This is a genomic window from Paenibacillus sp. TAF43_2 (assembly GCF_052113545.1).
Taxonomy (GTDB): domain Bacteria; phylum Bacillota; class Bacilli; order Paenibacillales; family Paenibacillaceae; genus Pristimantibacillus.
In genome coordinates this window covers 1-7685 of record NZ_JBFRDK010000236.1, presented here as the reverse complement: position 1 = coordinate 7685, position 7685 = coordinate 1, and the positions used below count along the sequence as shown (strand labels likewise).

Genomic DNA, 7685 nt, shown 5'->3' with positions numbered 1-7685 from the left:
GTTGATTTTGAGCTTTAATTAGTCTAGACTTCATGATAACGCCTCCTAAGGTGAGTTCTGAGGGCTCCAACCCAGTACATACTCATCCTAGCGGGGCGTTCGTTTTTCTGCAAATCGAATCTACTAACACCTACAGGAATGTTAACGGGAAGAAGAGTGTGGTGGAACGGCTATTTATTATCGCTCTTTCTTTTGCCAGAGTAACACATCCGCTACACTTACAATATGATTGAGCTCACAAGTCCATCTAGAGCTAAGCGGAATTTCAGCTATACGCTTATATGCAGCGGTGTATACAGAAGTGTTGGAAGTAAACCGAAGGACGTACCAGGTCGTTCAACCCTTTTCGGGCGTAGCAACGTTTTGTTCTTAACGAGAGAACAACAGATACCGGCATTAGAATGGGATTTGGACTTATGCAGACTGGAATGAAATGTGTGTGATATGCGGAATGTGATACAAAATGCGAAACATGCCAAACATTCACGCAGCATGAAGCTCATCCTAAAAAAAATAAACAATCTGCCTAACGTGCGGATGTCCTATCTTACATGATTCAAACGAAAGGATGTGGAGTGCTTAGATGTCAGATCCGTCACAGATGACCATATTTGACTTCTTGGAAGAGGACGAGGACCAATTCAAGGATTCGTTGCCAGATTTCCTTGCCAGGCTTTCTCCATTGCTGGAAAGCGTGAAGGATTTAACGACGCTATTAGAGGGACAGTATTCTTTGAGATCATCAGGTTCGCATCTATTCTCAAACCTGAATTTATACACCTTGAAAACGTCACGGGAATCCTCAGTCATGACAAAGGGAGAACGATCGAGACTATGATGAGAACGCTGGATGAGTTGGGATACGTGGGAGAGTGGTGTGTGCTTAATAGCTCGGCCTATGTGCCACAAAACAGAGAACGTGTCTTCATTGTCGCAAGATGAATTCGGTAAAAGCTTGATGGATTCCTTCAGTTTTTAATGTACTTGAGTAATGTAGTCTGTTCAGTGCTGCATTAATTTTTCGTTATCTTAGGGTAATAAATATAGTACATGTTAGGTTATCAGCATTATCATTCCCCTCAACTAATAAACGGAAGCAGCCGATCATTATGATTGGCTGCTTCTGTGTTTTTATTAACCAAAGTACTATTTTTTACGCATTATTAAATCTCTAATTCCTGCGAATATGCCTGTCTTTGTTTCCTTTGAAGAGTAGTCTTTTAATACAGTATCAAGCTCTGATACTTCAGTTGAAGGTAAGGGTTTTTATTGTAGCCTCAGTTTCTTTTTGACATTCTAATTCATTGGTTTCGTTTAAGTACTTTTTCATTCTATTATGTATATCTCTTATTTCTTTACTCATAGTAAGACTCATATAAAACCCCTCTTAAATCAGTATCGGTATTACCATTTCCATCCTATTCGATGGTATTCATCATTCTCCTCTACAATTCGACAAATATCCAACTAACGCAGACAAATATAATTTGATAATCATACTTTTTGCAAACTAATTGCTTACATAATATAAAAAAGTTAGTGCTATGCTCAATAGAAATAATTTAAGGATGAGTTGGAGGGGGTAATTGGATGAGCAGTGCTGCTACATTAAAGAGATTTTTTGAGGAAAAGGATTTAGAGCATCGAACCTATTCTATAAAACATAATGGTTCCGTTCATATGATAGAGTATGATTTTTTAATTGATGTAATAACTAAACATACACCTGATCATGAGCAAAAGAAGATCCTAGGCATCATTGTTCAAATTGATTTTAAAAATGGTGATATACATCATTTTTTAGAGCAGTTGGCTACAGGGTATGTAAAGACCAATTACTAATCAGGATCTCGATGATTATACCGTATCAAAATGTGTGATAAGTAAATGAAACGTACCAAAAATCAAATATACAGTTTTTGAAACGCTTTATAGTGTCTTTTTTTAGTGTATCAAAAAGTATGCTTTTTGAGACTTTGTCCGTTTGGACGGTAATTTCGATGGTCACTTCCGTTTCATTAACTCTACGAAAACCTAAGACTGGAAATATCAAAAGTAAGCTTGAATCTGTAATAATAAGTTAATAGTTTAAGATGCCATGAAACAGCAAAAATAATCAACAAAACGAAACAATAAACAATTTTTTATTTTAAAATAATTAGACTATAAAGGAATTTACAACCATAATTGAATCTATCGTTTAGAAAAAAAACTAGTTGACATGTAAGTTGTTTATGTTTGCTTCTGTTGCCCAAGCCACCGAAAGACCAGAAAAAATTGAAAAAAATGAGAGGAAAATTGTACTTAATGGGGCACTGACAATTACAAAGTATGACGATGGTCGGATTGCACCAGTCTCAACTTTTTTGAATCTATCAGAAATACAAGTCAATCAGGTATTAAGTGAGATGAAACTATCAAACGAACAAATTGAGCATTATTCTCCAGAACTAAAAAAGAGAATTATTAGCCGAGGTGGAGTAGCTGTCGAAACACAAAGCAGTCTAAAGCATTATTACAACAGTGTTGACGGCACTAGATATTTAATTACCGATGAAAATAGAGATGAAGTTAATGCGATTAAAGAGAAAGATAGCTTGACTTTAATGAAACAAAGTAATGGTTGGAATTAGTACGAAAGCTGTAATCCCTATAGATACAAAAAAGGATGGAAAATGGAGCGCATCAACTAGTTTGATTTATCAGGGGTTAAGCTCTACAGGACAAGAATTTAAATATGATTTATATACTGAGTATAATAGGGATGGACAACCTAATTATTATTTTAGTGACTCAGTAGTACAATATTGGGATAATGCTACTGGTATCTCAAGTGCATCATCTTACGGGGCTAATAATTGGTTGCCCAAGGTTAATAATACAATTCAGCAGGAAGCTATGACAATTGTAAGGAAATTCGGTCAATCTCAAGGAACCTTCGATCTTAAACATTCTCATCATAATTACGGAGTAATAGTCGATGATCTTAGAGTTCCGAGAACTCTACGAGGCACAAATAAGCAGATACTTGCCAGTTATGCTCACCCATATATTCCTGGTTTTGTAAGCGTTTTAATGGGTATCGCAGGTATGTCATGGCCCGGTTTAATAGGAGACGACTGGTACTTGGATGGTACATTTACTGTTCAAAACACCTAAATTAATTAATATCATTTTTAAATTTATCGAGAACTTCAATCTTTATGTAAAGATTGAAGTTCTTTTCCATTTGATACATACTATGGATATTGGTTGAGCGACATTTAGATATATATATATATATTATCTTAAGTCAGCGACGAGGAGGAACAATGAAAAATAATGATAAGAAGATAATGAAAAAAAGTATATTTATAATATTAGCTGTCATAGTAGTTGCGATTTTATTTATGCTTTCTAATGGTTATGCGTTTACCGAGTCAAGTGCACTTGCATTGTCTAACAAACATAAAAAGAGTCAAATTGTTTATTCAAAAGAGTTTGGCGACATTAATTTGTTAGTTGAGAAAGAACTTAATAAGAAGTATCTCATAGAATTAAAGAAAAAATGGTTTTTATATAAAGTAACAAATAAAGAAGAACTGCTTCCAAGTGGGACAGACAAAATGAAAAGAACATGGATAAGTGTAATGACTAAACATTCAAATCGAAAATATGAAACAATTATTGCTGCTGAAATTCTTGACCCCCATGTAAAGAAGGTAATTGTAAGCAATGATGATATGCTATTCAAAACTCAAGTCGATATTAAAAAAGCATCAACATTTTTTAAGGAACTAGAAGTTGATAATGGATATGCCGTTTACTACACTATGATGGATTTTGAAGATGCTTCAAGTTTTATATTCCGTTTAATAGATGAGTCAGGAAATATTATATATACTGGGCGTTGATTGATAGCATACATTAAATATAAAGAAAACCACTACTGCACTTCAACTGTTAGACACGGAGCATTGATTGAGTTCATCTTCTATACAATTATGCATAAGGTCTTAGTGAAACTTAATGGTCTTAGAGTTGGTGCCAATCGTGCTAAAGGAAAAATAAAGATCACATATGATTGCATTAAGCAAACGGGAATAGATCATTAAAGATGGAACCTCAATAGCATTAGGGTATTCGACTGCCAATACTTCAATACAACACTTCTTACTTAACTTAACTTAACTAACTACCACGACTTATGAAATGAACTTGAAAAATGACGTCCAGCTATCTTTAATTTGAATGGTCACTTCCGTTTCATTAATTACACCATTTGAATAGGTTGCTACGAATATAAAGATATAATCGCCATCCTGACTCTAATTTTACCTGCGCTTGCTCCTCAACGATATACCCGTTCCAGGATTTCTGATCGATGGATGACAACTTTGTATTGCCTATTCGAGCAGCTGCTACTTCGACAGAAATCTAATTAAGCAATAAAGCGCCCCACGTTTTATTATGAAGGATGGAAACATTAGATGAAATCAAACAATGGATTCGGCTTATCTTCGTGCTAGATATTATGATCCTAGTATTGGGAGGTTTATAACTAAGGATACGTATGAAGGGGAGATTACAAATCCGCTGACTATGAATCTTTATGTGTATACTGCTAATAATCCATTACGATATATCGACCCAAGTGGACATTGTTTTACAGAAAAGCTTGGTAAGAAATATTGCAAGGCAGCATGGATCATAACGAAGGTTGCCGTATCAGATGCTTGGGACTCAAGTAAAAATTTCGCTATTAATACCTTGAAAGACTTAGATAAATTTTTATATAAGACGTATGGTCCAGAAAGTGATTCTTACAAATTTTACAACAGTATGACTGATTAAGAAAGGACGGAATTTTTTTCAGGGTTTTTGGGTTTTGGTGGTACTGCAAATGCTTCAAATAAGATGCTGGGTGTTATTGCAGGTACAACAAAAGCGTCTTCACTCGCGTTACGTTTAAACTTAATTAGAGCTGGGATTAGTGTTCCATCATTTGCTAATGCAGTGCATCATATCGTTGCGGGTACACAACCCAAGGCAAAGATAGCGTGCGCAGAATCTAAAGGACCGTCAGGGAGATCTACCCTGACGGTTTTTCTTTATTATCGGAAAGGTTAAAGCTTCATCCTGTTGCCGATAAAGAGGGCGTTAGCCGGCTCTTCTTCTGTTGACAAAAACAGTTGTTCTATATATAGTTGTTGAAACAACTAATTGAGTAGGAGGATGGTTATGACGCCAAATGAAAATGTGCTTGAACGATCGCTTGGTGCTTTGATGGGCATCACGTACCGCAAGATGACGAATGTCCTTCAGGCCCGCCTTAAGGATTATGAGATTACAACGGAGCAGTGGTCGGTGCTGTTCCAGGTCGATCAGACAGAGGGTTTGATCCAGAAGGAAATTGCCGAGTTGGCGGGTAAGGATAAGCCGACGACGACCCGGATTCTCGACCATTTGGAAGAAAAGGGGCTGATCTGCCGTAAGATGGCGGAGAACGACAGACGTTCCTTTCAAGTACACAGCACAGAGAAAGGTGCTTCGCTGATCATGGAGACCCTCCCGGTTGAAATGCAGGTAAACCAGGAAATCAAACAATGCATGACGGTTGAGGAACATGAAATGATCATGAAGCTTCTTCTGCGGATTAATCATCATGTGAGCCAATTATCATAATGTCCGGAAGGAGCATAAAAATATGCARTCCCAAGAAAGCAATTCCAGGCTTTGGACCAAACCGTTTCTGATTCTGACTCTTAGCACCCTGCTGTTGTTTTTGAATTTGCAGATGCTGCTTGCCGCTTTCCCGGCCTATGTGAAATCCGCTTTTCAGGCTGACGATATGACCGTAAGTCTAATCATTAGCGTGTTTGCCGGTTCAACAATTATTACCCGGTTATTAACTGCCCAACTTATGCGTAAAGTGCGTCGCAATGTGATTTTGTATGCGGGACTTGCTGCCGCATGTCTGTTCACCGTAATGTCTGTTGCTGCGGGTTCTGTCGGTATGCTGCTTGTCATGCGGGTTGGTTTTGGGATTGGGTTCGGAATGGCGAGTACGATTATTCCAACGTTGGTATCTCAAATTATTCCAGGCAAAAGGATGGGGGAAGGCATCGGTTATTTCGGCCTTTCAACCAGTCTGGCTATGTCTGTTGGACCGATTATAGGATTAAGCGTGATGAAGCATGCAGGATTCACGACTCTTGCCATGCTTGGCACGGCAACCATCCTGCTTATTTTTCCCATTCTGCTGCTATCGCGGGCGATTCCGCCTGATACCAGCAAGAAAACAGCGCCAGCAGCAGGCTCCACTTCCAAGCAATTATTCCATGCCAAATTATTAATCCCCGGACTGCTTAATGTAATTTTGGCTGTGACCTATGGCGGTCTGCTCAGCTTTATCGCCTTGTTCGGGGAATCTGTTCATTTGGAGCAGGTCGGCCTGTTCTTTTTGTTCAATGCGATTGCAGTGATCATTATCCGGCCCGTTTCAGGCAAAATATTCGATCGTTTCGGACATGCTGCTGTTCTCATCCCTGCCGCGATCAGCRTTGTGTCTGCGCTAATGGTTCTATCCTACACAACAACGATGCCGATGCTGATTTTGTCCGCCCTGTTATATGGACTCGGCTTTGGGTCCATTCAGCCCACGCTGCAGGCATGGATGCTTCGTTCCGGCACGCCGCAGCAGTACGGCATGGCCAACAGCATGTTCTATAATACGACTGATCTGGGTATAGCGGTCGGAGCCTTGATTTTGGGTGTCGTTTCATCCATGTCCGATTATGCTTTTATGTACCGGATCTCGGCCGGATTCATGGTCCTGTTTCTGATACTTTATATAGTCGTTCGGCTGTTATCAGCCGTCAGATACAAATTCAAGCAAAGCGCCGGGCAAACAACATAACTTCCTGCAGGGACGGTAAATCGCATATAATAGGCGATATACCAGGGAAAGAAAAGGGGACAAAACTCCAAATATACAGGAACAGATTAATCGATTTATGAAGATAAACTAACAGAGTCACCTACGTTTTCGCCTTTTCTAGGAGGGACTGAATTAAACGTTGAATACCATCCTTCGCATATTGAAGTTAATGTTACAGTGATTCCGTATGTGGGACCTCATTTAGATGTAGGGATGGACTCGATGAAGTTTCGTGTAGATAATACAGGAGCTGTAATGATTCTAGAATAGAAACACATTAGGGACTATGAGTTGCCTCCATACTGGCAACACATTCTTCGTTGAGCAAACGGGATACGATAGTTGAACGATCTTGGTATTACGTTGAGATATTAAAGACTTTGAATCGATAAGTTGTGACAGAAGCGTGAGACGAGATTGTGGTTGTCGAGTTGCCGATTCATAGTCAAAAGGAGTTAAGACCGAAATATTCAAAATCATAAAGCCTTACTGTGTATAGGAAAATCATCACTGTTAATTACAATGTACCAACGAATTTGCTCACTTGGAAATGATTGCTATAATGATATATAAATTAACAAAAGATGCAACGCCAGAACAGCTTAAGGCTGCAGGCTTAGGTGCTCATTATGTGGCTCATGACAGCGCCTTATTCTATGAGAATGCAGGAGGCGTACCGTTTACGGCTACCTATATTCAAGCGAAAGGCGATCCAATTGCGGATCTATATGAGGATATAGCAGCGGAGGAGAAGGCTAGGGCGACG

Annotated in this window: 7 protein-coding genes and 3 pseudogenes; all 10 read left to right on the top strand. The window is 38.7% G+C overall.

Annotated elements, in window-relative coordinates:
* Positions 1-639 precede the first annotated feature (639 nt).
* A complete protein-coding gene (locus AB4Z17_RS30200; RefSeq protein WP_441963960.1) occupies positions 640-942 on the top strand; it encodes a DNA cytosine methyltransferase in 303 nt (100 codons plus the stop codon).
* Positions 943-1590: 648 nt separating this feature from the next.
* Positions 1591-1842 carry a hypothetical protein gene (locus AB4Z17_RS30195; RefSeq protein WP_441963958.1) on the top strand — a complete coding sequence of 84 codons (252 nt, stop codon included), beginning with the start codon at positions 1591-1593 and terminating at the stop codon, positions 1840-1842.
* 392 nt (positions 1843-2234) lie between these two features.
* Positions 2235-2633: a hypothetical protein gene (locus AB4Z17_RS30190; RefSeq protein WP_441963956.1), complete on the top strand. Its 399-nt coding sequence runs from the start codon at positions 2235-2237 to the stop codon at positions 2631-2633.
* Complete coding sequence (locus tag AB4Z17_RS30185; protein ID WP_441913678.1) at positions 2620-3159, top strand: hypothetical protein; 540 nt, start codon at positions 2620-2622, stop codon at positions 3157-3159. The genes AB4Z17_RS30190 and AB4Z17_RS30185 overlap by 14 nt, the downstream gene beginning before the upstream one ends.
* 152 nt (positions 3160-3311) lie before the next feature.
* Positions 3312-3893 carry a hypothetical protein gene (locus tag AB4Z17_RS30180; protein ID WP_441913676.1) on the top strand — a complete coding sequence of 194 codons (582 nt, stop codon included), beginning with the start codon at positions 3312-3314 and terminating at the stop codon, positions 3891-3893.
* A gap of 601 nt (positions 3894-4494) precedes the next feature.
* Positions 4495-4641 (top strand): annotated as a pseudogene (locus tag AB4Z17_RS30175) (RHS repeat-associated core domain-containing protein); the annotation flags it as partial.
* Between the two features lie 579 nt (positions 4642-5220).
* The gene (locus AB4Z17_RS30170; RefSeq protein ID WP_441913675.1) at positions 5221-5664 is read left to right on the top strand and encodes a MarR family winged helix-turn-helix transcriptional regulator; all 444 of its coding nucleotides are present in this window, start codon (positions 5221-5223) and stop codon (positions 5662-5664) included.
* A 22-nt stretch (positions 5665-5686) separates the two neighbouring features.
* The gene (locus AB4Z17_RS30165; protein ID WP_441963954.1) at positions 5687-6898 is read left to right on the top strand and encodes an MFS transporter; all 1212 of its coding nucleotides are present in this window, start codon (positions 5687-5689) and stop codon (positions 6896-6898) included.
* Between the two features lie 67 nt (positions 6899-6965).
* Positions 6966-7189 (top strand): annotated as a pseudogene (locus AB4Z17_RS30160) (DUF3888 domain-containing protein); the annotation flags it as partial.
* Between the two features lie 256 nt (positions 7190-7445).
* Positions 7446-7685: pseudogene (locus tag AB4Z17_RS30155) on the top strand (manganese catalase family protein); the annotation flags it as partial.

Bases quoted from the DNA above. Each gene is read 5' to 3' on its own strand.
- AB4Z17_RS30195 (WP_441963958.1), top strand. From the start codon at position 1,591: ATGAGCAGTGCTGCTACATTAAAGAGATTTTTTGAGGAAAAGGATTTA.
- AB4Z17_RS30190 (WP_441963956.1), top strand. From the start codon at position 2,235: ATGTTTGCTTCTGTTGCCCAAGCCACCGAAAGACCAGAAAAAATTGAA.
- AB4Z17_RS30185 (WP_441913678.1), top strand. From the start codon at position 2,620: ATGGTTGGAATTAGTACGAAAGCTGTAATCCCTATAGATACAAAAAAG.
- AB4Z17_RS30180 (WP_441913676.1), top strand. From the start codon at position 3,312: ATGAAAAATAATGATAAGAAGATAATGAAAAAAAGTATATTTATAATA.
- AB4Z17_RS30170 (WP_441913675.1), top strand. From the start codon at position 5,221: ATGACGCCAAATGAAAATGTGCTTGAACGATCGCTTGGTGCTTTGATG.